Genomic DNA, 22,277 nt, shown 5'->3' with positions numbered 1-22,277 from the left:
CTTATGCGTGGGTATTCGGGCTCGATGGCGTGACCGCCACAACATGTTGGACAAAGATTCCCGGGGTCACGATATGTTCCGGATCCAGTGCACCCAGCTCTACCACCTCGGAGACCTGGGCAATGGTGACCTCGGCTGCCATGGCCATAATCGGACCGAAATTGCGTGCAGATTTACGGTAGACTAGGTTGCCCCAGCGGTCACCCTGATGAGCCTTGATCAGGGCGAAGTCAGCCCTGATCGGGTTTTCCAGCACATAGTCCTTGCCTTCGTGGTGCAGGGTAGGCTTGCCTTCGGCTAGCAGGGTACCGAAGCCGGTAGGTGTATAGATGGGTCCAAGGCCCATACCGGCCGCCTGGATACGGCAGGCCAGATTACCCTGCGGAACCAGTTCCAGTTCGATCTTGCCGGCACGGTAGAGTTCATCGAAAACCCAGGAGTCGGACTGGCGCGGGAAGGAGCAGATGATTTTACGTACAGCGCCTGACTTGAGCAGTTTGGCCAGACCATAATCACCGTTACCGGCGTTGTTATTTACAATGACCAGATCCTGTACGCCAAGCTCGATCAGGCCATCGATGAGTTCAGCTGGCTGGCCGGCTGTACCGAAGCCGCCAATCATGATGGTAGAGCTGTCTTTAATCTGTGAAAGCACTTCGGCTAAGGAAGTCCTGCTTTTATCAATCATAATATGTCCTAGTCAAATAGATAACCTGTTTCAGCTTTTCGAGCTTTGGGTAGAAGCTACAGCAGCCGTAATTGGCTCATGTTTACTCAGTACCAGATGTGCAATTACACCAATACAGATACCCCAGAAAACCGAGCTGAGGCCCAGAAAATGCATGCCAGAGGCAGTGGCTAAAAATGTAATCAGCGCTGCATCCCGCTGAGCATCATTTTTCATTGCCATACTAATATTGGTGGCAATCGCTCCTAATAATGCAAGTCCTGCTAATGCAGCTACCAGTTCCTTGGGTAACAAACTAAAAAGCATGACAATACTGCCAGCGAACAGACCGCCCAAAATGTAGAAAATACCGTTGGCGATCCCAGCAATATAACGCTTGTCTTTAAGTTCATGGGCATCTTTACCCATACATAATGCTGCCGTGATTGAAGCCAGTACAATAGTGATACCCCCTACACAGGCCACAGCAAGAGAGGCAATACTGGTAACACTGATAATCGGTTTGGCCGGCGTGTCATAGCCGCTCAGTTTCATAATTGCCATACCCGGTAAAAACTGTCCGGACAGGCTGACCAGAATCAGTGGAATAGTCAGGTTTAATGTGGAATTCCATGACCACTCAGGCATGATGAATTGTGGAATGGCAAGGGAAAAATTCATTTCAACCGGATTCATTTTTCCAAGAATCAGACTTAAACCGATGCCAGACACTAAAACCCAGATCATTGCATAGCGTGGACTTAAACGTTTTGCGACCAGATAAACCCCTAGCATGCCAAATACAATGATGGGCATGCTATCTGTAGCTTTAAACAGTCCCAGACCGAACTGGAATAAAATCCCCGCCATCATGCCAGCTGCTACATCCTGAGGAATCCATTTCAATAATTTATCAAAATAGCCGGTGGCACCGATGGCAAAAATTACTAATGCAGAAGTGATATAGGCGCCTACTGCCTCATTTAGGGAAATATGAGGGAATAACGTGACCAGCAGGGCAGTTCCCGGAGCAGACCAGGCAGTAATTACCGGAGTTTTATAACGTATGGACAGGTAAATTCCTGCAACTGCTGCACCGATTGAAATTCCCCAGATCCATGAAATCATCATGGCACTAGAAACATTAGCCTGTTGTGCCGCCTGGAAAAAAATAATTAAAGGACCTGAATAAGAAATCAGCACTGCCAGAAATCCTGCGACAGTTGCTGAAATTGACCAGTCTGCTTTTAATGCCCTGAACAGGGTTGCCATTGCGCATTCGCCTCCATGCAATTAAATTCAATGATCCTGTTGAATCTTTTTATATAAGATCAGGTCTAACCCTGATCACCTCCACCTACCGGTATGACACTGCCGGTAATATACGATGACTCGTCAGAAGCCAGAAAAACAATGGCATTTACTTGTTCCTGAATAGTTCCATAGCGGTGCATTAAAGACCGGTCAATCGTCTGGTCAACCACTTCCTGCATCCAGTGTTTTTCAACATCTGAAAGTGGGCTGTCATTCCGGGGCACTTTCCGTGGAGGTGCCTCAGTTCCGCCTGTCGCTACAGCATTGACTCGGATTCCATCTTTGGCATGTTCAAATGCTAAAGATGCCGTCATGGCATTTACACCACCTTTAGAAGCGGAGTAGGGAATACGATTAATACCACGGGTAGCGATAGAAGAAATATTAACAATAACACCGGACTGATTTTTAATCATTTCTGGTAAAACTGCACGACAGCACCATAAAGTTGGGAAAAGTGAACGGTTTACTTCCTTGATAATTTCCTCTTCAGAAAATTCCTGAAAAGGTTTCATCCAGATGGCACCACCTACATTATTGATCAGTACATCAACACGACCATAAGTTTCCACTGCCTTACTCACAACTGCCTGAGCACCGGCAAAAGTTTCCAGGTCTGCCTGAATGGTGACAACGTCACCACCCGCAGCCTTAATTTCGGCTGATACTTCTTCTACATAGTCAGAACGGTCTGCCATCACTACCTGAGCACCTTCTGCCGCTACACGTAAAGCTACTCCACGACCAATACCCTGAGCTGCGCCAGTAACAATGACTACTTTATTATTAAATCTTTGCATATTCATAAGCTTCTCCACAGAGATTAATTTGCAGAGAATTTTTCAAACAGGAAGTTTGCAGGTTTGACACCTTCAGCGTCCAGCCAGCCGCGTACTGCCTCGACCATTGGCACCGGTCCGCAAAGATAAATATCTACATCACCGCTATTTAACCAGCCATGATCAATATGATTGGTCACATATCCCTTACGTTCATGCAGGCTTTCCGGGTTAGCTACAACTGTGCAGTATTCAAACCACGGAAATTTTTCCTGAAGCTCATCAAGTTTTTCAAGAGCCACCAGATCAAAGTCATTGGTTACACCAAAAACCAGACGTACAGGCTGTTCACAGCCCTTTTCTTCCAATACCTGTAGCATTGACATAAACGGTGCTATACCTGTGCCGCCTGCCAACATGAGGACCGGGCGGTTAATATGACGCAGGTAAAAACTGCCAAATGGACCAGTAAAACTCATCTTGTCGCCCGGTTTTACAGTTTTGCTTAGAAACTCACTCATTTTGCCATTGGGCACATTACGCACAACAAAACCAGTCAGGCGATTGCCCGGTTTTGAGCTAAAAGAATAGGAACGGGTTTCCGTAGTTCCCGGAATCTCAACATTAACATACTGCCCAGCCAGAAAATGAATATCTGGCTGGCCTTCATCAAGTTTAATATCAAATGTAATTGTCGAGTCAGACAGGTTTTCAACCCGTGATAGAGTACCCTGAAATTTATGGATTTCAGTTTTACATACATCTGAAGATGCCTGGATCTGAAATACGGCATCTGAAGTAGGGCGGCACTGACAGGCGAGAATATAACCTTCTTCGGCTTCTTCCGGTGTAAGTGCATCTTCAATATAGTTTTCTTCTGGCATGTCATAGCTACCAGATTCACAGAATGCACGACATGTACCACATGCGCCATCACGGCAATCCAGAGGAATATTGATTTTTTGGCGATAAGCTGCATCTGACAGAGTTTCACCCTGAGCAACACTGATGAATCGGGTAACGCCATCTTCAAATTGAAGTGCTACATTGTGGTTTGACATGGCTTGAATCCTGCAAAAATATTAAAACTGGAGCGCTCAGCCAACATTCCGTTTGGCTGAGATTTGATACATGTTAGATATGGTAGATATCAATAACTTGATTGATATAGTCGTTCTTAAGCACTACATATTTGCTCAGGATTTTTGCTTCATTACCTGAAAAATCAATCACATAACGTGACATACCAAAATAGCTGTAGCTAGTTTTATAACGGTAACTCAAAGTATTCCAGTTAAAACGTACTGTGACCTTGCTACCTTCACGTTCAACTATTTCAATATTTGAAATATTGTGACTGGTACGGGTGTCAGGCATGGTGGCACTTGAACGTTCTGTTTTAATTCGGAAAATCCGGTCTTCAAGCCCTTGACGGTCAGGGTAGTAAATCAGGGAGATTTCAGACTGCGGGTCTTCAGTAAGTTTGTCATCATCATCCCAGGCAGGCATCCAGAAAGAAGCTTCCGGCGCATAGCAGGCCAGCCATTCATCCCACTGTTCATCATCCAGAAAACGGGCTTCTTTAAAAAGAAACTGGCTGACCTGTTCCAGTGTTACGGTTTCGAGGTTCGCTGTTGCATTCATGCGTTCTCTCCTTGATCAGCCAGTACCTTTTCTGCTGCAATGGCTTTCTTCATCTCATGTAACCAGTGCTGATGCTGGGCCAGATACAGTCCTTCATCTTCAGTTTTAATGCCGGAAAGTTTCGGTTTTAAACCAATTTCATTAGCTGCATCATCTGGTCCTTGTACCCAGTGCTTAGATCCACGGCACATATCGTTCCATTCCAGTTCAATGCCGGCATATCCTGCCTGGCAGGCACGGAATTCTTCAAGGTCATCCGGAGTTGCCATGCCAGAAGCATTGAAGAAATCTTCATACTGGCGAATGCGGCGTGTACGGGCTTCAGGTGATTCACCTTTAGGGGCGATACAGTAAATGGTTACTTCAGTTTTATTTACTGCTAGGGGACGTAATACCCGGATTTGTGAGCCAAACTGATCCATCAGGTAGACATTTGGATACAGACATAAATTTCGTGAGCGTTCAATCATCCATTTGGACATCGCAGCGCCATAACGCTCGGTGTATTCTTCAGCCTTGCTGTAGTTGGGACGGTCTTCCGGATTGGCCCATTGGGTCCAGAGCAACATATGGCCATTTTCAAAACCATAAGAACCCCCACCTTGCTTGCCCCATGCGCCTGCACTCATGGCCCGAACATTATCACCAGCCTGTTTTTCCTTGCGTTGCTGGGTTGTCGCGGCATAATTCCAGTGCACGGCAGAAACGTGGTAGCCATCGGCTCCGTTTTCTGCAGTAAGCTTCCAGTTCCCTTCATAGGTGTAAGTCGATGCACCACGCAGAATTTCCAGTCCTTCATCAGACTGGCCAACAATCATGTCAATAATTTTGGTAGCTTCACCCAGAAATTCTTCAAGAGGGGGTACATCAGCATTTAAACTGCCAAACAGGAAACCCTTATAGTTTTCAAAACGTGCCACTTTCTTTAGGTCATGTGAACCGTCTTTATTGAAACAGTCAGAATAACCTGCATCTGCCGGATCTTTTACTTTAAGCAGCTTACCAGAGTTATTAAATGTCCAGCCGTGGAATGGACAGGTATAAGTGGCCTTGTTGCCGCGCTTGTAACGGCAAAGCTGTGCACCGCGGTGCGAACAGGCATTGATCATAGCATTCAGTTCACCGGTACGGTTACGTGCAATGATGATCGGCTGACGGCCAATATGGGTAGTGTAATAGTCGTTATTGTTCGGAATCTGGCTCTCATGTGCCAAGTATACCCAGTTGCCTTCAAAGATATATTTCATTTCCAGATCAAACAGCGCCTGATCTGTAAAGACTGAGCGGTGAAGTTTAAATTCACCAGTTTCAAAATTGTCTACAAGTAATTCATCAATACGGTCAAGGTGGCTGGTATTGATTACAGGAATACGTGGCATGTCCGTTCTCCGACTTTCCAAATTTGTGGAAGCCACCGGGTTTAGCTAAAAATAGCTGAACCCGGTATCTCTATAACGATTAAGCGCTTGCGCGGCGTCGTTCAACTTCGCTAGAAGGGGCAGTGTCTGCTTCTTTCACGAGCTCAACATTAAAAGTGATGTGCTTGAATGGCTTGTCCAGTTCACGACGGGCTATTTCAGCTTCATCAGTCACATCTGTTGCTGTTGCAACCAGCCCGTCACGGGTAGCAAAGGCAAAGTCATCCCACAGATACTCGTCACCTTCAATATTGAACTGTGTGGTGAGCTTGCGGTAACCCGGTGCCGATACAAAGTAGTGCACATGAGAAGGGCGGTTACCATGACGGCCAAGCTTGTTTAAAAGCGCCTGGGTAGTGCCTTCTGGCGGGCAGCCATAACCTACCGGCATGGTGGTCAGGGCAACATATTTACCATCTGCATCTGTAAGGATGGTACGGCGCAGGTTAAAGTCGGACTGGGACTTGTCAAAGAATGAATAGTTCCCCAGGCTGTTGGCATGCCAGACTTCTACCTTGGCTCCTTCAATAATATTGCCCTGTGTATCAGTAACAGTGCCTTCAATGATCAGGGTGTCGACCTTATCGGACTCGGAGCCGTCATCCATACGTGCAAAGCCGACAGACTCAGGGGCACCGGCCACATAGAGCGGGCCTTCGATGGTACGGGGAGTGCCGCCAGTAATACCGGCCTTGGCATCTGCCTCATCGGCACGCAGGTCGAGGTAGTGTTCAAGACCGAGCCCGGCAGCGAGCAGGCCGAGTTCATTGGCCTGGCCTGCATCGGTCAGGTATTCGAGGCCTTTCCAGACTTCAGAGGGCTGGATGTCGAGGTCTTCGATGGCCTGGAACAGATCCCCGAGCAGGCGGACGACGACCTGCTGAATGCGCTCATCGACCGGGCCTTTGGCAGTATCGACATTCATTTGTTTTACGAGCGCATCAATTTGTTGACGGTTCATACTATCACTCCTTAAGTATGTATAAGACGCTAACGGGGCTGGCGACAAGCGAGAAAGGTTCCCTGATGTGCTGGCCATCACTGGCTGGCCTCGTTCCGTCTGTTGTTATTATCCTTCGTTTAAAGGAAAGTACGGATGCAACTGTAGAACTGCATCTTTTTTACTGCATCAACTTTATGAATCGTTTTCACGTACAGAAGACGGATGGCGATTCAGAGCCATGATCTCAATATTCATATAAGGGTAAAGCGGTAGACCCTGCAAAATGTTGTGCAGTTCTTCATTGTTTTCCACATCGAAAATACTGATGTTGGAATACTGGCCGGTAATACGCCAGATATGACGCCATTTACCCTGGCGTTGCAGCTCTTGGGAGTAAGCTTTTTCAACAGCCTTAATTTCGTTCGCTTTCTCGCTTGGCATATCTAGTGGAATATGCACATCCATACGCACATGAAATAACATGTTAAAACTCCTTATCCGCTTGCCTTAACGACGTAATTGTTCAATCTTGTTTTCATCCACTTCAATTCCTAAACCTGGTGCATTGGGCACAACCAGTTCAAAGTTCTCGTATTGCAGTGGTGTTGTTAAAATTTCCTGGGTCAGAAGAAGTGGGCCAAAGAGTTCTGTGCCGAATGCCAGATTTTCAAAGGTAGAAAAGGCATGAGCAGAGGCAATGGTACCAACCGGGCCTTCAAGCATAGTGCCACCGTACAGGTCGATTCCTGCAAGACAGGCAATCTTGGCCACGTCACAAGCTTCAATCAGTCCACCAGACTGTTCGACTTTGACTGCGAATACATCGGCGCCATGCTTTTGTGCAATACGGAAAGCACTGTCCGGCCCGGTTAAGGCTTCATCAGCCATGATTGCTACTTCGAAACGCTGGGTCAGACGGGCAAGAGCATCGGTATTCTGGATGGCGCAAGGCTGTTCAATCAGGTCAATTCCACCGTCCTGTAGCTGCTGGATTCCGCGAATACATTCCAGTTCTGTCCAGGCACGGTTGATATCTACACGAATACTGACCTCAGGCCCCAGAGCTTTCTTGATGGCAATAACGTGGTCAACATCTTCCTGTAATGGACGTGCGCCAATTTTCAGTTTGAAAGTATTATGGCGCTTCAGCTCAATCATTTTTTTAGCTTCGGCAATATCTTTGTCTGTATCACCAGAAGCCAGTGTCCAGAGTACTGGCAAACGGTCACGTAAACGACCGCCCAGAATTTCACTTAATGGCAGGCTCAGACGTTTGGCCTGTATGTCCAGCAGTGCAGTCTGAATTGCACATTTGGCAAAACGGTTACCATTAATGGTCTTGCGGATCAGTTTTGAGATCTGTGCAATATTCTGGTTCTGAACGGAGGAGAGCAGAGGCGCGAAGTAAGTGTCAATGTTGGCTTTAACACTTTCTGGGCTTTCTTCACCATAGCTGAGTCCACCAATAGTAGTGGCTTCACCCCAACCTACAGTTCCATCTGTTGCAGTAATTTTCACCAGAACCAGGGTCTGAGTCTGCATGGTTGCCACAGAAAGTTTATGTGGACGTATGGTCGGAATATCGACGAGTAATGTTTCTACAGATTTATACATTATTGAAAATCTATGCTGACTTATCTCTTGTGCATACCTTAAAAGAATGATTAAAATGTGTCTAAGACTGAATTTGCATTTTAATATATCTTAAAGGTATGGAAGACTCATGGAACTGAGACATTTACGCTATTTTGTGGCAGTGGTAGAAGAACAGAGTTTTACAAAGGCTGCAGAAAAACTATTTATTGCCCAGCCTCCACTGAGCCGGCAAATACAAAACCTTGAAAGTGAACTGGGTATCCAGTTATTTGAACGGGGCAGCCGGCCATTACAGACTACCTCAGCCGGTCAATTTTTTTACCAGCATGCCGTTAAACTTTTGTCGAATGCTGAAGAAGTTAAATCCATGACCAAGCGTATAGGTCTGGTTGAGCGCAGTATCACCATGGGGTTTGTAGGCTCACTTTTATTCGGTTTATTACCGCGGATTATTTATTTATATCGTCAGCAGCATCCCCATTTAAATATTCAACTGGTAGAGATGAGCACCAGAGACCAGATTCAGGCACTAAAAGAAGGTCGGATTGATGTCGGCTTTGGACGGCTGAGAATCAGTGATCCGGCGGTTCACCGGATTTTACTGCGTGAAGAACGTCTAATGGTGGCTGCACATTCAAGCCATCCGATTGCACAGCATATTGAAGGTATATATCTGGCAGATATTGTTGATGAAGACCTGTTTTGCTATCCAAACACGGCTAAACCTAATTTTTCTACACAGATCACCACGTTATTTTCTGAGCATGGTCTGGAGCCTAGAAACATTAAGGAAGTTCGTGAAATTCAGCTAGCTTTAGGACTGGTTGCGGCGGGTGAGGGCATTTGTATTATTCCTGAGAGTGCCAATACTATCCGTTTTCCACATTTAAATTATGTGCCTTTACTGGATGAGGCAGCAAAAAGCCCGATTTTTCTGACTATTCGAAATATGGACGAAACGGAAAACATCCGGTCACTCTTCGACTGTATTTATCAGGTTTACGATCTGGAAGCGATCAAATATGACCGTGCCTTATTTTAATTCTAAAAACCAAACAGGTTAAGGAATCTGAGCCAATAAAAATTGTCGCAGCTCATGAGTGAATTTAACCGGTTCACTTAAAAGCGGCGTATGACCCGAATGCTCAAAATAAATAGGGTGAGCATTTTTCAGGCTTTTAGCAATGATCGTTTGTCCTTCTGCTGCATATAGGCTGGAATTCTGCCCAATAAAAAAAGTGACTGGACATTCAAGTTGTGATAATGCTTCGCGATAATCTTCAGTATGGTACAAATAATTTTCCAGATACCAGCGCAGGTAGTCCAGTCGTTGAAGAGGTAACAGATATTTTTGCAGTTTCGGTTTTTTAAGTGCGGTATGAAACAACAGGGAAGAAAATCTGCTATTCCCCTGTAGAGATACAAACCTGTACCAAAGCTGAAGCAGTTCAGTACGTGTATGTGTTTCCAGCTGACTGATGCTGTGTATATCAGGTTGCCCAGAGAGAGTGTCAATCAGCTGACGCAATACCAGCTTACATTCTGTATGCTTTTCACCCAGCAGGCCATATTTCCAGTTCTCATCTGCCAGAATTTTTGGCGTCTGGTCAATATGTAAATAGGCCTTTAACCTGTCGCCCAGGTTTGCATAGTGCATACCATGCATCGCTGTGGTGGCGCCCATTGAATAGGCAATCAGAATAAAATTATCCAGCTGCAACTGATTAATCAGTCTGGAAACATCCTGCCAGTGACTGGAAATTGCATCTAAGGATTGAGGAATGGCGCAGTTTCGAGAACCCCCAAAACCGCGCCAGTCTGGAATAATAAACTCAAAGCGGTTCAGGCTGCGTACAATAAAAGGTAACCATTGCCAGCTTTGCATTCCAAGACCAGATAATACCAGTACAGGCTGACCGCGACCAATCCGGCGCACATACAGGTTTTCTCCATCAGGCATGCGGTAAAGTGGCATGATTAACTCCTCAGTACTAGAACTTTTCCAATGCAGGAATGACTTCTTCAAGCCATTTGATCCAGTGAATTTCCAGATCAATACCCAGCTGCAAAATCATTTTATGAATGTATAAAGTACGGTCAGTAGACTCACTTCCAGCAAAGTCCTTCGCATAAATATTCTGGTAGAGTTTTAAATTATTCTGGTGTAATTCCAGATGTCGCTGCAATTCGGGTAGTACAATATTTCCACCCAACTGGGCTTCTGCACGCAGACGTACCATCAACTCTTCCCGTAACTGGGCGGGCGGACTTTGTTCCATCATCCATTTTGCCAGTTCAATACGGCCTGCCTGTTCAACCTGATAGGTTTTCTTTCTGCTTTGGCTGGGCGCTTCTTCAACTGTAGAAATCCAGTCCTTTTTCAGCATACCGCTTAGTTCACGGTAAATCTGCTGGTGTGTTGCGTTCCAGAAAAAGCCCATAGAACGGTCAAAACGGCGTGCCAGTTCAAACCCGGTACTCGGTCTTTCCAGTAAACTGGTCAATAATACATGGGCAAGAGACATCGGTGAATTCCGCAAATTTAAAAATGACGCTTCAGACATTATGCAACATGTTGCATAAAAAAAGAATATCTATTATAAGTTATGCAATAAGTTGCATAAGCTAGCAAAGATAGCGAGCCAAGGAGAAAAAATGTCGTACTATCCACACTTACTTGCCCCTTTAGACCTCGGGTTTACTACATTAAAAAACCGTGTATTGATGGGTTCGATGCACGTGGGCCTAGAAGAAGCTCCACAAGGATACGAGCGGATGGCAGCATTTTATGCCGAGCGTGCGCGTGGTGAGGTAGGGCTGATTGTAACTGGCGGTATTGCACCTAATGATGCAGGTGTAACCTTTGCTGGCGGTTCTAAACTTGATTCTATTGCTGAAGCAGAAAAGCACAAGATTATTACTCAGGCTGTTCATGATGCTGGCGGTAAGATAGCCATGCAGATTTTACATACCGGACGTTATTCCTATCAGGCTGATCCGGTTGCACCTTCTGCGATTCAGGCCCCGATTAATCCGAGTAAGCCCAAAGAATTAAGCTCGGCTGAAGTCTGGCAAACTGTCAGTGACTTTGTAAATTGTGCACAGATGGCACAATATGCCGGTTATGACGGTGTAGAAATCATGGGCTCAGAAGGCTATCTGATCAATGAATTTATTGCTGCCCGCACCAACCATCGTGATGATGAATGGGGCGGAAGTTATGAGCAGCGTATCCGTTTTCCGATTGAAATCGTCAAGCGTACCCGTGAAGCAGTCGGAGAGAATTTTATTATTATTTACCGTCTATCGATGCTGGATCTGGTAGAAGGCGGTTCTACACTGGACGAAGTTGTTTATCTGGCTAAAGAAATTGAAAAAGCTGGCGCGACAATTATTAATACAGGTATCGGATGGCATGAGGCACGTATTCCAACCATCGCCACTAAGGTTCCACGTGCTGCATTTACCTGGGTGACTGAAAAGCTGAAAGGTGAAGTGAAGCTGCCACTGATCACATCTAACCGTATTAATACTCCGGAAATGGCAGAATATGTCCTGTCTTCCGGACAGGCTGACATGATTTCGATGGCACGTCCAATGCTGGCCGATGCCGAGTTTGTTTTAAAAGCCCGTGAAGGCCGCAGTGACGAGATTAATACCTGTATTGCGTGTAATCAGGCATGTCTTGACCATATTTTCTCAATGAAAATTGCATCCTGTCTGGTTAATCCGCGCGCATGCCATGAAACTGAACTGATTTTTAAAGAATCTGGATCACCGAAACAGATTGCTGTGATAGGTGCAGGGCCGGCAGGTTTAAGTTTTGCAATTTATGCAGCCAGTCGTGGTCATCAGGTCAAGATTTTTGAAAGCAGTAACCAGATTGGTGGACAATTCAATATTGCCAAGACTATTCCGGGCAAGGAAGAGTTTTATGAAACTATTCGCTACTTTCAGCGCCAGATTGAATTACAGCCAAATATCCAGCTACATTTGAATCATTTGGCGACTTATGAAGAGCTAAGCCAGGCCAATTTTGATGATATTGTGATTGCAACAGGTGTAACACCACGCCACTTGGAAATTGAAGGTGCGAATCATCCTAAAGCGTTAAGCTATCTGGAAGTGCTTAAAGAGCGCCTGCCTGTTGGAAAGCGGGTTGCAATTATCGGAGCAGGCGGTATTGGTTTTGATACAGCAGAGTACCTTACACATGAAGGGGAAAGTGCCAGCTTGAATCCTGAAAAATTTTATGATGAGTGGGGAATCGATACGACCTATCATCATACGGGGGGCTTGAAACAGCCTAAAATTGAACCTTCACTGCGTGAAGTCTACCTGTTACAGCGCAAGCAAAAGGCTGTAGGTGCAAATCTGGGTAAAACCACAGGCTGGATACATCGCACTGGCCTAAAACATAAGCATGTGCAAATGATGTCTGGTGTAAATTATGAAAAAATTGATGATCAGGGTTTGCATATTACGGTGGACGGCAAACCCATGCTACTGGAAGTGGATAACGTTGTAATCTGCGCCGGACAGGAATCTTATACTGCCATGTTCGAACAGCTGCAAGCTGACGGAAAACGTGTGCATCTAATAGGAGGCGCAAGAGAAGCAGGTGAGCTAGATGCTAAACGCGCCATCCGTCAGGGCGCTGAACTGGCAGCCATTATTTAGGTTTTTATATAGGGCAGGCGGCCTGTTAATACCGTCTGTCCACTTTCAACTTTAAAACAATAAATAGTTAGAGAGATAAAACTGATGATCCTAACCACTACTCAACAAGCCATACAGGCTTGGCACCAAATGCTTTGCAGCCGTGATATGTCTGTTCTGGACGAACTTCTAGACGAACAAGTGATTTTTCGGTCACCTGTTGCGTTCAACCCATATGAAGGTAAAACAGTCGTTCGTTTTATATTAACTAATGTCATTGAAATATTTGAGGACTTTACTTATCACCGAGAATTCTACACAGAAGACGGTCACAATGTAGTGTTAGAGTTTTCTGCTCATGTCGGAGAAAAACAGTTAAAAGGAATCGATATGATCCGTTTTAATGAGCAGGGCAAAATTGTTGATTTTGAAGTTATGATCCGGCCAAAAAGTGGTCTCGAAGCGTTAGCTGCACAAATGCGACAGCGGATGGCAGCATTCATGCCTCCAGCCCATTAAGTCTACTTAAAATTCATTCTTCATACTTTAGAAATATACCGAGAGTTAAATCAAATGATGGTAAAAAAGCTGACTGCCCTGACACGAGAACTATTGGATCAGGTTACAGGCGCTGAACAGCCTAAACTCTACTTTGACCCGAATGGTAAAGTCCAGCAGGTACTGGAGCACTTGCCACAGCTTAAGGAAAAATATCGGCCAACACCGTGGTTAGCGAACCAGCATGCACACTTGCTATATTTTGACCTGTTCAAGAAAAGACGTATTAAGCTCAAGTATGACAGAATTGAGCCATTAACCATGCAGGATGGTGGCACTACCGGTATTGCCTGGTATGGCGAACAACTCCCGGCTGATGTACCTACTATAGTATTAATGCATACGATTACCGGCTCACCACAAAGTATGAGCGAGCTGGTGCGTGATTTACATCACTATACAGGCTGGCGTATTGCGTTATGTTTGCGCCGTGGCCATGCCAAATTGCCAATGACTGTACCAAAAATCTGTCTGTTTGGTTCAACTGATGACCTGCGTGAACAGCTCATTCATATACAGAGCAAATTTCCTGAATCTGTATTGTATGGCGTAGGCTCTTCTGCAGGAACTGGTCTGTTGGTGCGCTATCTGGGAGAGGAGGGTCATCATACTCCATTTAAGGCTGCCTTCGCCTTTTGTCCGGGCTATAATACCGAAATTGGTTTTCAGAAGGTGCACCCATTTTATAGTAAGGCCATGACAAAGAAACTGTTTAAATCATTTATTCATCCTTATCAGGACGCTTGGAAAAATACAGGGTCATTGCCGAAAGTACTTGCTGTTAAAAGTCTGGCTGACTTTCAGAGCTGTTACTTTGAACTGGCAGGTTATAAAGACTTTGAAAGTTATAATCAGGCAACCAATCCTGTTTATGTCATGGACAATATCCAGATTCCTCTAATGATTTTAAATGCTGAAGATGATCCGGTTTGCCATATTGATAATTTTGAGCCATATAAAGAAATGATTATACAGATGCCAAATATTATGGTGATTACAACTCGTAAAGGCAGCCACTGCGGATTTTATGAAGGCATTACCCGTACACGTTCATGGGCGGCACGTTTAATGGCAGACTACCTGATTGCACAACATAAACTGGCTTCAGTAAACTAAGAATAGTCTGCTTAAAACAGATAACATGATAAAAACCTGAAATAGCTGGCCTCTTCCATAACCATAAAACAGAAGGGGCTTTAAAATATAGGAACATAAAAGAGATAAAATATCATGTCTGAACCGATTCATTACCTGATAAATGAACCTGTTAGTACGCAGCAGTATATTGACCTTTTACAGAAAACTTCATTAGGTCCAAGACGACCCATCCAGAATGCAGACCTGATCACAGGCATGCTACAGCATTCAAATTTGGTTATCTCAGCATGGTATAAACAAGAATTAGTAGGTATAGCAAGATCGGTTACAGATTTTTATTTTTGCTGTTATCTCGCTGATCTGGCAGTGACAGTAAGATTTCAAAAAGAGGATATTGGAAAAAAGCTCATTGAAATAACAGAACAGCAATTACAACCGGAATGTACATTGACTTTACTTGCAGCTCCACAGGCTGTTACTTACTACCCCAAAATTGGTTTCTCTCAGCATCCTAGTGCTTGGGTGAAAAAGCCATCTATTTAAGTCAAAGTCTTCAACTCATCATTCATAAAAAACCCGGTAAATATACCGGGTTTTTACTGTTCTGACTGAACAGAAGAACGGATTGTTTAGTTTTCAAGAGCAGGTGAGGCAGCCGCCATAGCAGCTGCAACGGCATCATCTTCACTCTGTGAATCTGAACTGGATTTTTGCTGGCTGGCGGTACTGTCTGCTTTTGGTGCTGGAGCTGGCTTAGGCTCTGGCTTTTGTGGCTCAGGTTTAGGCTCGGGTCTCGGTTCAACTGGTGCAGGGTCACGATATTCGCGGCGAATTTCGGTTGTGGTATTTGGCGTTTCTTCACGAACAATTTCAACTGTCTCGGGAATTTCAGGTTCAGCTTCAACCGGTTCTAGAGGTTCGATTTGTGCAGGCGCTACAGATTGTTGTTCAACTACTTCAACCTGTTCTTGCTCCTCTTCCTTTGGCGCTTCTTTTTTTACACACGCGGTGAGGAACAAACCTGTTGCGATCGCACCACAAATCAAAAGTTTCTTATTCATAATTGCATAAATCAGGACTTAAAAGAGACAAGACTATTATAACAGTAAAAGCTGTCAGAAAAATCATGCACATTACGCCTAATTTTTTATCGAAAATGCTGATAGAATAACCAGTTGTTTATTGTTCTATGAATTGATGCGGAATGACTTTGCTTTATAGGTGCCGAGTAAAGTAAAATTGCGCAACATTGCAGGCCGAATTCGGCTCGATTGTACGAGAAACTCAATGACCCATTTTATTTTCGTGACTGGTGGTGTAGTTTCATCACTAGGTAAAGGTATTTCAGCAGCTTCAGTAGCAGCACTTTTAGAGGCTCGTGGTTTAAAAGTCACCATGGTCAAAATGGATCCATACATCAATGTCGATCCAGGCACTATGAGTCCATTCCAGCATGGTGAAGTTTTTGTTACAGAGGATGGGGCTGAAACTGACCTTGATCTGGGTTATTACGAGCGTTTCCTGCGTCGTGCAAAAATGACCAAACTGAATAACTTCACTTCAGGACGTGTTTATCAGGATGTTCTAAACAAAGAACGCCGTGGCGACTACCTGGGTGGTACGGTTCAGGTAATTCCGCATATTACTGACAACATTAAAGAACGTGTACTCCGTGCAGGTGAAGGTTATGACGTAGCGATTGTTGAGATTGGCGGTACAGTGGGTGATATCGAATCACTACCATTTATGGAGTCAGTGCGTCAATTAATGGTCGAGCTTGGTCATAAGCGTACCATGCTCATGCATCTGACACTGCTACCTTATATTAAGTCTGCAGCAGAGCTTAAAACCAAACCGACCCAGCATTCTGTAAAAGAATTGCTGTCTATCGGTATTCAGCCCGATATTCTGATCTGTCGTACCGAACATGATGTAGATGCTGACACCAAGCGTAAAATTGCACTCTTCACTAACGTTGAAGCACGTGCAGTTGTAGTGTGCAAAGATGCACGTTCTATCTATCAGATTCCACGTAACTTCTATGAACAGAATGTAGATGACCTGATCTGTGAACGTTTCGGTTATAACGATCTTCCAGAAGCAGACCTGACTGACTGGGATAACGTAGTTGAAGCTTTACTGAATCCGGAATTTACTGTTCGTGTTGCCATGGTTGGTAAATATGTTGAACTTCCAGATGCTTATAAATCTGTGAATGAAGCATTACTTCATGCGGGTATCCAAAATCGCGTTAAAGTACAGATTGACTATGTAGATGCTGAAAAGCTTGAAGCTGAAGATGTGAATGAAGTGCTTGCCACCGCTGATGCCATTTTAGTTCCGGGCGGTTTTGGTGAGCGTGGTACTGAAGGAAAAATGAAAGCCATTCAGTATGCCCGTGAAAACCAGATTCCATTCTTCGGTATCTGCTTGGGTATGCAGCTTGCAGTGATCGAGTTTGCGCGTCACGTTGCCAATATTGCTGATGCAACTTCTACAGAATTTAACCGTTCAACTAAAGCCCCGCTTATTGGCCTGATTACTGAATGGTTAGATGAACGTGGTGAACTTCAGCAGCGTAGTCTTGAATCTGATCTTGGTGGCACCATGCGTTTAGGTGCTCAAAAGTCTGAACTGGTTGCAGGAACTAAAATCCGTGATATTTATGCTGCAGCTGAAATTAGCGAGCGTCATCGTCATCGCTATGAAGTGAACGATCACTTTATTGCTCAGATTGAAGCGGCGGGTATGAAAATCTCAGGCTATTCTGCACTACAGCATTTAGTAGAAACTGTTGAAATCCCTGAGCATCCTTGGTTTATTGCAGTACAATTCCATCCGGAATTTACAAGTTCACCACGTGATGGTCATCCATTATTTGCTAGCTTTATCGGGGCTGCGAAACAGCAGTATCAGAAGCGTAAATAAGACTGTTCAGGAAATAAACCAGGAAGTTTAAATGTCACTACTAAAACCACAAGAAATTGTACGTTTAGGCGATATACAAATGGCAAATCATTTGCCGTTTGTATTATTCGGCGGTATGAATGTACTTGAATCCAAAGATCTTGCTTTCGAAATTGCCGAAACCTATGTCGATATCTGTAAACGTCTGGATATCCCATATGTCTTTAAAGCCAGTTTTGATAAGGCGAATCGTTCAAGCCTGAATTCTTTTCGTGGACCGGGCCTGGAAAAAGGAATCGAGTGGTTAGGTGAAATTAAAAAACACTTTAATGTTCCGATCATCACTGATGTGCATGAGCCGTATCAGGCGGCTCCTGTTGCAGAAGTTGCCGACATTATCCAGCTGCCGGCTTTCCTGAGCCGCCAGACGGATCTGGTTGAAGCTATGGCAAAAACCCAGGCTATTATCAACATTAAAAAAGCCCAGTTTCTTGCACCCCATGAGATGCGTCATATTCTGCATAAATGTCTGGAAGCCGGCAATGACAAACTGATCTTGTGCGAACGTGGTTCAGCTTTTGGTTATAACAACCTTGTGGTTGATATGCTGGGCTTCGACATTATGAAAGAAATGAATGTTCCAGTATTTTTTGATGTAACCCATGCCTTGCAAACGCCAGGTGGCCGTGCCGATTCTGCGGGCGGCCGTCGTGCCCAGATTGCTACATTAGCACGTGCTGGTATGGCTACAGGACTTGCGGGTTTATTCCTGGAAGCACATCCTGACCCGGAACTGGCCAAATGTGATGGGCCATGTGCGTTGCGTCTGAACCAGCTAGAGCCATTTTTAGCACAATTAAAAGAATTGGATACTTTGGTTAAAGGATTCAAAAAATTAGATACCCATTGATGCTGCTGCTTGCATCTTGTTATTCATTCAACTGAGGAATTGTTCATGAGCCAAATCGTTGACATCCGTGCACGTGAAATTTTGGACTCTCGTGGTAACCCAACCATCGAAGCTGATGTAATCTTGGAATCCGGCGTAGTTGGCCGTGCATGTGCACCATCTGGTGCTTCAACTGGTTCTCGTGAAGCTTTAGAACTGCGTGATGGCGATAAAGCACGCTATTTGGGCAAAGGCGTTCAAACTGCGGTTAATAATGTTAATACCTTAATCCGTGATGCTTTATTGGGTAAATCAGTATTCGAACAAAAAGACATTGATAATACAATGATCGCTTTAGATGGTACTGAGAATAAAGAAAAACTAGGCGCTAACGCAACTCTAGCTGTATCTCTAGCCGCTGCCCGTGCTGCTGCTGATGAAAAGAAAATTCCTCTTTTCCAATACATTGCAGACCTGCGTGGCCAGAAAACTTTGACTATGCCTGTTCCAATGATGAATATCTTAAATGGTGGCGCTCATGCAGATAACACTGTTGATATTCAGGAATTCATGATTGAACCTGTGGGCTTTACCTCATTCGCTGAGAGCCTGCGTGCTGGTGCAGAAATTTTTCATTCTTTAAAATCAGTTTTAAAGAAACAAGGCTTAAATACTGCGGTAGGTGATGAAGGTGGTTTTGCACCAAACCTTCGTTCAAATGAAGAAGCAATCACTGTAATTCTTTCAGCAATTGAGCAAACTGGCTATAAAGCTGGTTCTGATATTATGCTGGCGCTGGACTGTGCATCTTCAGAATTCTATAAAGATGGTCAATATATCCTTGCAGGTGAGGGCAATAAGGCATTCACCAGCAACCAGTTTGCTGACTATCTTGCAGGTCTGGTAAATCAGTATCCAATTATCTCGATTGAAGATGGTCTGGACGAGTCTGACTGGGAAGGCTGGTCTTACCTGACTTCTATTCTTGATGACAAGATTCAGTTAGTAGGTGATGACCTGTTTGTAACCAATCCGAAGATACTACAGCGTGGTATTAATGAGAAGGTTGCTAACTCTATCCTTATCAAATATAACCAGATCGGTACTTTGACCGAAACACTCGACGCAATCTATCTTGCTAAAGCAAATGGTTACTCGACTGTAATTTCTCACCGTTCAGGTGAAACTGAAGATTCTACTATTGCAGATCTTGCCGTAGGTACAGCAGCGGGCCAGATTAAAACCGGTTCACTTTGCCGTTCTGACCGCGTAGCAAAATATAATCAATTACTACGTATTGAAGAAGTTACTAAAGCAGTTTACCGCGGTAAAGCTGAATTTAAAGGATTGAACTAACTTTTCATGGCTTTTATGAAAGAAGTTTTCGGTTCAATTTCGAGCAAGGTATTGCTAGCACTGGCAATCATTATGATTGTCGTGCTGCAGTACCGCTTCTGGTTTGGTGAGGGGGGCTATTTCCCTCATCAGACTCTGACTCAGCAAATCCAACAACAAGCTGATATTAATCAAGAATTAAAAGAGCGAAATCGCATTTTAGCGGCGGAAGTGTATGACCTCAAACATGGTATTGAAGCCATTGAGGAACATGCGCGTTTAGACCTCGGTCTGATCAAGCCCCATGAAACTTTTGTACAGATGAGTACAATCAGTACTCAATATAAACCCATTTATATTGATCCTAATGCCAAGGTTGATTTAAGAACCAATGAGTCAGAACCAGACCCTGTTACCGAAACACCCTAAACTCTGGGCGGTAATTCCTGCTGCTGGCTCAGGCAGCCGTTTTTCTAAACATGAACTTAAGCAATACCAGTTAATTGGGCAACAAACTGTACTCGAACACACGGTTAACCGGTTGAATCAGCTAGATTTAGCCGGATATATACTTGCAGTTAGTGCACAGGATGATATCGCACGAAATTTACCTTTGGTAAAGGCTGAGAAAGCTCACTTTTGTCTGGGTGGGCAAGAAAGGGTGCATTCGGTACTCAATGCTCTCCATTATCTAAGTAATATTGCTGATGAAGATGATCTGATACTGGTACATGATGCAGCGCGTCCCTGTGTCCAGTTCAGCAGCTTGCAAAATCTGGTTGAGAACGCTATCGAACAAAACTGTAGCGCTATTCTTGCTATAGCTGTACGGGATACTTTGAAACTGGTATCTGATAAACAGCACATTACCAAAACAGTAAGCCGTGAATGCTTGTGGCAAGCCCAGACTCCACAGCTTGCCAGACTGGGATTGCTTAAAGCTGCGATTGAAAAAGCATTGGCCGACCAGATCACAATTACTGACGAAGCTAGTGCAATTGAACATGCCGGATATCCTGTTCAAGTAGTAATGGGGCGTTCGGACAATATAAAAATTACTTATCCCGATGATCTTGAGCTGGCCAAGCTGATTATTGAATCTCAAAATACAACTTCTTCTTAGTATTATTATATTTATATTCAATGGATTAATTTTTATTCTTAAATTTTGATACTACAGCTGAATATTTCATAAGCTTACCCATTGTTTAAAAAAAGGCACAATTCATTACCTGTAGATGGTTCTACCTTTTCTGCATTCCTGAAATACTTAAAAGGCTCATAAATACAGTGAATGAGGTGGAAAGTGCCAATACAACAAGATGAAACAATGACTAATCCGGTTTATTCACAGGCCTCTGCTTCAATCCGGGCCTGTACTGAATGTATTATCGCTTGTCAAACCTGTGCAGCAGAATGCTTGCAGGAAGAAATGGTAGGCATGATGCGCGAATGTATCCGTCGCTGTTTAGATTGTGTGGAGCTATGCCGTCTTTGTATCAGCTATGAAATCAGAGGCTCGGCACTTTTAGACAATGTGATGGCGCTATGTGCTCAGGCATGTGAACGTTGTGCTGAAGAATGTGGTGCACATGAAGATCAGCATTGCCAGCATTGTGCTAAGGCCTGCGAGCAGTGTGCAGAAATCTGTCGCGCTTCAGAAATGCCTATTGATTAATAAGTTTTAGAAATATAAAGTCCGGTCTCAGCAGTCCGGGCTTTTTTATTTAAGTATTAATCTGAAATTACAAAATTTAGTCGTATAAACGGTAAATGCCGTTGAATCGCTCACAACCTTTCTGCTGTGAACTTACTGTAAGCAAGGCTTTCTGAAAGTTAAAACTATATTTACAGTCATGTTCATTATCGATAATTTCCTGCTTGTTCTCGGGGGTGGTGTAAGCGAGAAAAGCAATGTTTTGGGTCTCTTTACGATTATTCGGGTTGCGGTATGCAATTCCCTCAATCTTGATTCTGTCTTTAGAGAGTTGATGTACCTGTAAATGTACAGGCTGTTTCGCAATTAAGCCATTTTCATATTTTAAATAATGCTGGGTTAAACTCTGATTCATTGAAGTATAAATATCCAGATCATCCATACGCAGTTCGAACTGCTGTTTAAAACAGTCATTACTCTTACACTGTTGCATACGATTTAGCCAAGTCAGATGTGTATCTTGGAGTAAACGGACCGGAGCATCAGTAATCAGGTAAGCTGTAAGATATTTATTATTTAGCATTTGACGTTCGGTGTCGAACTTATCTGAGCAAATACGCTTTAAAGCAGGCGCAGTAATGTCAGATGTACACTGTAACGCTTGAGCTACGGCCATTGATGACCATAAACAGGTCGCTACAAATAATGATCCTATTATTTTAATGTGAGGAAACTCGGTATTCAATAACATGATCGCTTATACTTTTGCTATAGAGTTTGCTTACGTAATATAGCGAAATCACAAGCTAAAAT

General features: G+C 44.1%; 24 protein-coding genes. 11 read left to right on the top strand and 13 right to left on the bottom strand.

Annotated elements, in window-relative coordinates; all coding sequences use genetic code 11:
• Nucleotide 1: 1 nt before the first annotated feature.
• The 9 genes from AC0VYT_RS07550 to AC0VYT_RS07510 all read right to left on the bottom strand — a co-directional run bounded on the left by AC0VYT_RS07550 (nucleotide 2) and on the right by AC0VYT_RS07510 (nucleotide 8,379).
• Nucleotides 2–688 (bottom strand): 3-oxoacid CoA-transferase subunit A, encoded by a 687-nt coding sequence (locus AC0VYT_RS07550; protein ID WP_005020035.1) that lies wholly within the window; start codon nucleotides 686–688, stop codon nucleotides 2–4.
• Between the two features lie 30 nt (nucleotides 689–718).
• Nucleotides 719–1,939, bottom strand: coding sequence for a benzoate/H(+) symporter BenE (gene benE, locus AC0VYT_RS07545; protein ID WP_005020036.1), 1,221 nt, complete (start codon nucleotides 1,937–1,939; stop codon nucleotides 719–721).
• A gap of 65 nt (nucleotides 1,940–2,004) precedes the next feature.
• A complete protein-coding gene (locus AC0VYT_RS07540) occupies nucleotides 2,005–2,787 on the bottom strand; it encodes a 1,6-dihydroxycyclohexa-2,4-diene-1-carboxylate dehydrogenase (protein ID WP_005020037.1) in 783 nt (260 codons plus the stop codon).
• Nucleotides 2,788–2,804: 17 nt separating this feature from the next.
• Nucleotides 2,805–3,821, bottom strand: coding sequence for a benzoate 1,2-dioxygenase electron transfer component BenC (gene benC, locus AC0VYT_RS07535; RefSeq protein ID WP_005020042.1), 1,017 nt, complete (start codon nucleotides 3,819–3,821; stop codon nucleotides 2,805–2,807).
• A gap of 73 nt (nucleotides 3,822–3,894) precedes the next feature.
• Nucleotides 3,895–4,404 carry a benzoate 1,2-dioxygenase small subunit gene (gene benB / locus AC0VYT_RS07530; protein WP_005020044.1) on the bottom strand — a complete coding sequence of 170 codons (510 nt, stop codon included), beginning with the start codon at nucleotides 4,402–4,404 and terminating at the stop codon, nucleotides 3,895–3,897.
• The gene (gene benA, locus AC0VYT_RS07525) at nucleotides 4,401–5,783 is read right to left on the bottom strand and encodes a benzoate 1,2-dioxygenase large subunit (RefSeq protein ID WP_005020045.1); all 1,383 of its coding nucleotides are present in this window, start codon (nucleotides 5,781–5,783) and stop codon (nucleotides 4,401–4,403) included. Before benA ends, benB begins: the two co-directional genes overlap by 4 nt.
• 79 nt (nucleotides 5,784–5,862) lie before the next feature.
• Nucleotides 5,863–6,783 (bottom strand): catechol 1,2-dioxygenase, encoded by a 921-nt coding sequence (gene catA, locus AC0VYT_RS07520; protein WP_183078890.1) that lies wholly within the window; start codon nucleotides 6,781–6,783, stop codon nucleotides 5,863–5,865.
• Nucleotides 6,784–6,957: 174 nt separating this feature from the next.
• Complete coding sequence (catC, locus tag AC0VYT_RS07515; protein ID WP_005020051.1) at nucleotides 6,958–7,248, bottom strand: muconolactone Delta-isomerase; 291 nt, start codon at nucleotides 7,246–7,248, stop codon at nucleotides 6,958–6,960.
• A gap of 24 nt (nucleotides 7,249–7,272) precedes the next feature.
• Nucleotides 7,273–8,379, bottom strand: a complete 1,107-nt coding sequence (locus AC0VYT_RS07510) for a muconate/chloromuconate family cycloisomerase (protein WP_005020053.1) — start codon at nucleotides 8,377–8,379, stop codon at nucleotides 7,273–7,275.
• Nucleotides 8,380–8,488: 109 nt separating this feature from the next.
• On the opposite strand from AC0VYT_RS07510, the gene AC0VYT_RS07505 reads away from it, so the two are divergent.
• A complete protein-coding gene (locus AC0VYT_RS07505) occupies nucleotides 8,489–9,403 on the top strand; it encodes a LysR family transcriptional regulator (protein WP_005020054.1) in 915 nt (304 codons plus the stop codon).
• Between the two features lie 18 nt (nucleotides 9,404–9,421).
• Here AC0VYT_RS07505 and AC0VYT_RS07500 read toward each other — a convergent pair whose 3' ends face one another.
• Together AC0VYT_RS07500 and AC0VYT_RS07495 are read right to left on the bottom strand one after the other, a co-directional pair.
• On the bottom strand, nucleotides 9,422–10,336 hold the full coding sequence (locus AC0VYT_RS07500) for an alpha/beta fold hydrolase (RefSeq protein ID WP_005020056.1): 915 nt from the start codon (nucleotides 10,334–10,336) through the stop codon (nucleotides 9,422–9,424).
• A gap of 16 nt (nucleotides 10,337–10,352) precedes the next feature.
• Nucleotides 10,353–10,886, bottom strand: a complete 534-nt coding sequence (locus tag AC0VYT_RS07495; protein WP_005020057.1) for a PadR family transcriptional regulator — start codon at nucleotides 10,884–10,886, stop codon at nucleotides 10,353–10,355.
• Nucleotides 10,887–11,016: 130 nt separating this feature from the next.
• On the opposite strand from AC0VYT_RS07495, the gene AC0VYT_RS07490 reads away from it, so the two are divergent.
• From AC0VYT_RS07490 to AC0VYT_RS07475, 4 genes are all read left to right on the top strand, one after another.
• Nucleotides 11,017–13,041: an NADPH-dependent 2,4-dienoyl-CoA reductase gene (locus tag AC0VYT_RS07490; protein WP_005020059.1), complete on the top strand. Its 2,025-nt coding sequence runs from the start codon at nucleotides 11,017–11,019 to the stop codon at nucleotides 13,039–13,041.
• An 84-nt stretch (nucleotides 13,042–13,125) separates the two neighbouring features.
• Nucleotides 13,126–13,539, top strand: a complete 414-nt coding sequence (locus AC0VYT_RS07485) for a nuclear transport factor 2 family protein (RefSeq protein ID WP_005020061.1) — start codon at nucleotides 13,126–13,128, stop codon at nucleotides 13,537–13,539.
• A 54-nt stretch (nucleotides 13,540–13,593) separates the two neighbouring features.
• Complete coding sequence (locus AC0VYT_RS07480; protein ID WP_005020062.1) at nucleotides 13,594–14,694, top strand: YheT family hydrolase; 1,101 nt, start codon at nucleotides 13,594–13,596, stop codon at nucleotides 14,692–14,694.
• Between the two features lie 114 nt (nucleotides 14,695–14,808).
• Nucleotides 14,809–15,219, top strand: coding sequence for a GNAT family N-acetyltransferase (locus AC0VYT_RS07475; protein WP_005020064.1), 411 nt, complete (start codon nucleotides 14,809–14,811; stop codon nucleotides 15,217–15,219).
• An 86-nt stretch (nucleotides 15,220–15,305) separates the two neighbouring features.
• Here AC0VYT_RS07475 and AC0VYT_RS07470 read toward each other — a convergent pair whose 3' ends face one another.
• On the bottom strand, nucleotides 15,306–15,737 hold the full coding sequence (locus tag AC0VYT_RS07470) for a hypothetical protein (protein ID WP_005020066.1): 432 nt from the start codon (nucleotides 15,735–15,737) through the stop codon (nucleotides 15,306–15,308).
• Nucleotides 15,738–15,963: 226 nt separating this feature from the next.
• On the opposite strand from AC0VYT_RS07470, the gene AC0VYT_RS07465 reads away from it, so the two are divergent.
• The 6 genes from AC0VYT_RS07465 to AC0VYT_RS07440 all read left to right on the top strand — a co-directional run bounded on the left by AC0VYT_RS07465 (nucleotide 15,964) and on the right by AC0VYT_RS07440 (nucleotide 21,485).
• Nucleotides 15,964–17,604 carry a CTP synthase gene (locus AC0VYT_RS07465; protein WP_005020067.1) on the top strand — a complete coding sequence of 547 codons (1,641 nt, stop codon included), beginning with the start codon at nucleotides 15,964–15,966 and terminating at the stop codon, nucleotides 17,602–17,604.
• A gap of 31 nt (nucleotides 17,605–17,635) precedes the next feature.
• Nucleotides 17,636–18,493 carry a 3-deoxy-8-phosphooctulonate synthase gene (gene kdsA, locus AC0VYT_RS07460; protein WP_005020068.1) on the top strand — a complete coding sequence of 286 codons (858 nt, stop codon included), beginning with the start codon at nucleotides 17,636–17,638 and terminating at the stop codon, nucleotides 18,491–18,493.
• Nucleotides 18,494–18,538: 45 nt separating this feature from the next.
• Entirely contained in the window at nucleotides 18,539–19,828 is a 1,290-nt protein-coding gene (eno, locus tag AC0VYT_RS07455) for a phosphopyruvate hydratase (RefSeq protein ID WP_005020073.1), read from the top strand.
• Nucleotides 19,829–19,843: 15 nt separating this feature from the next.
• Nucleotides 19,844–20,236 (top strand): cell division protein FtsB, encoded by a 393-nt coding sequence (ftsB, locus tag AC0VYT_RS07450; protein ID WP_005404503.1) that lies wholly within the window; start codon nucleotides 19,844–19,846, stop codon nucleotides 20,234–20,236.
• Nucleotides 20,199–20,930: a 2-C-methyl-D-erythritol 4-phosphate cytidylyltransferase gene (gene ispD, locus AC0VYT_RS07445; protein WP_005020076.1), complete on the top strand. Its 732-nt coding sequence runs from the start codon at nucleotides 20,199–20,201 to the stop codon at nucleotides 20,928–20,930. Before ftsB ends, ispD begins: the two co-directional genes overlap by 38 nt.
• 207 nt (nucleotides 20,931–21,137) lie before the next feature.
• Nucleotides 21,138–21,485, top strand: a complete 348-nt coding sequence (locus AC0VYT_RS07440; protein WP_005404505.1) for a four-helix bundle copper-binding protein — start codon at nucleotides 21,138–21,140, stop codon at nucleotides 21,483–21,485.
• A gap of 76 nt (nucleotides 21,486–21,561) precedes the next feature.
• Here AC0VYT_RS07440 and AC0VYT_RS07435 read toward each other — a convergent pair whose 3' ends face one another.
• Entirely contained in the window at nucleotides 21,562–22,215 is a 654-nt protein-coding gene (locus tag AC0VYT_RS07435) for an A1S_1983 family putative colistin resistance protein (RefSeq protein WP_005020083.1), read from the bottom strand.
• Nucleotides 22,216–22,277: the final 62 nt, after the last annotated feature.

Source organism: Acinetobacter sp. QJM3NY_42, assembly GCF_056173745.1.
This window is presented reverse-complemented; position numbering and strand designations above follow the sequence as displayed.

Bases quoted from the DNA above. Each gene is read 5' to 3' on its own strand.
- AC0VYT_RS07550 (WP_005020035.1), bottom strand. From the start codon at position 688: ATGATTGATAAAAGCAGGACTTCCTTAGCCGAAGTGCTTTCACAGATT.
- benE (WP_005020036.1), bottom strand. From the start codon at position 1,939: ATGGCAACCCTGTTCAGGGCATTAAAAGCAGACTGGTCAATTTCAGCA.
- AC0VYT_RS07540 (WP_005020037.1), bottom strand. From the start codon at position 2,787: ATGAATATGCAAAGATTTAATAATAAAGTAGTCATTGTTACTGGCGCA.
- benC (WP_005020042.1), bottom strand. From the start codon at position 3,821: ATGTCAAACCACAATGTAGCACTTCAATTTGAAGATGGCGTTACCCGA.
- benB (WP_005020044.1), bottom strand. From the start codon at position 4,404: ATGAATGCAACAGCGAACCTCGAAACCGTAACACTGGAACAGGTCAGC.
- benA (WP_005020045.1), bottom strand. From the start codon at position 5,783: ATGCCACGTATTCCTGTAATCAATACCAGCCACCTTGACCGTATTGAT.
- catA (WP_183078890.1), bottom strand. From the start codon at position 6,783: ATGAACCGTCAACAAATTGATGCGCTCGTAAAACAAATGAATGTCGAT.
- catC (WP_005020051.1), bottom strand. From the start codon at position 7,248: ATGTTATTTCATGTGCGTATGGATGTGCATATTCCACTAGATATGCCA.
- AC0VYT_RS07510 (WP_005020053.1), bottom strand. From the start codon at position 8,379: ATGTATAAATCTGTAGAAACATTACTCGTCGATATTCCGACCATACGT.
- AC0VYT_RS07505 (WP_005020054.1), top strand. From the start codon at position 8,489: ATGGAACTGAGACATTTACGCTATTTTGTGGCAGTGGTAGAAGAACAG.
- AC0VYT_RS07500 (WP_005020056.1), bottom strand. From the start codon at position 10,336: ATGCCACTTTACCGCATGCCTGATGGAGAAAACCTGTATGTGCGCCGG.
- AC0VYT_RS07495 (WP_005020057.1), bottom strand. From the start codon at position 10,886: ATGTCTCTTGCCCATGTATTATTGACCAGTTTACTGGAAAGACCGAGT.
- AC0VYT_RS07490 (WP_005020059.1), top strand. From the start codon at position 11,017: ATGTCGTACTATCCACACTTACTTGCCCCTTTAGACCTCGGGTTTACT.
- AC0VYT_RS07485 (WP_005020061.1), top strand. From the start codon at position 13,126: ATGATCCTAACCACTACTCAACAAGCCATACAGGCTTGGCACCAAATG.
- AC0VYT_RS07480 (WP_005020062.1), top strand. From the start codon at position 13,594: ATGATGGTAAAAAAGCTGACTGCCCTGACACGAGAACTATTGGATCAG.
- AC0VYT_RS07475 (WP_005020064.1), top strand. From the start codon at position 14,809: ATGTCTGAACCGATTCATTACCTGATAAATGAACCTGTTAGTACGCAG.
- AC0VYT_RS07470 (WP_005020066.1), bottom strand. From the start codon at position 15,737: ATGAATAAGAAACTTTTGATTTGTGGTGCGATCGCAACAGGTTTGTTC.
- AC0VYT_RS07465 (WP_005020067.1), top strand. From the start codon at position 15,964: ATGACCCATTTTATTTTCGTGACTGGTGGTGTAGTTTCATCACTAGGT.
- kdsA (WP_005020068.1), top strand. From the start codon at position 17,636: ATGTCACTACTAAAACCACAAGAAATTGTACGTTTAGGCGATATACAA.
- eno (WP_005020073.1), top strand. From the start codon at position 18,539: ATGAGCCAAATCGTTGACATCCGTGCACGTGAAATTTTGGACTCTCGT.
- ftsB (WP_005404503.1), top strand. From the start codon at position 19,844: ATGAAAGAAGTTTTCGGTTCAATTTCGAGCAAGGTATTGCTAGCACTG.
- ispD (WP_005020076.1), top strand. From the start codon at position 20,199: ATGAGTCAGAACCAGACCCTGTTACCGAAACACCCTAAACTCTGGGCG.
- AC0VYT_RS07440 (WP_005404505.1), top strand. From the start codon at position 21,138: ATGACTAATCCGGTTTATTCACAGGCCTCTGCTTCAATCCGGGCCTGT.
- AC0VYT_RS07435 (WP_005020083.1), bottom strand. From the start codon at position 22,215: ATGTTATTGAATACCGAGTTTCCTCACATTAAAATAATAGGATCATTA.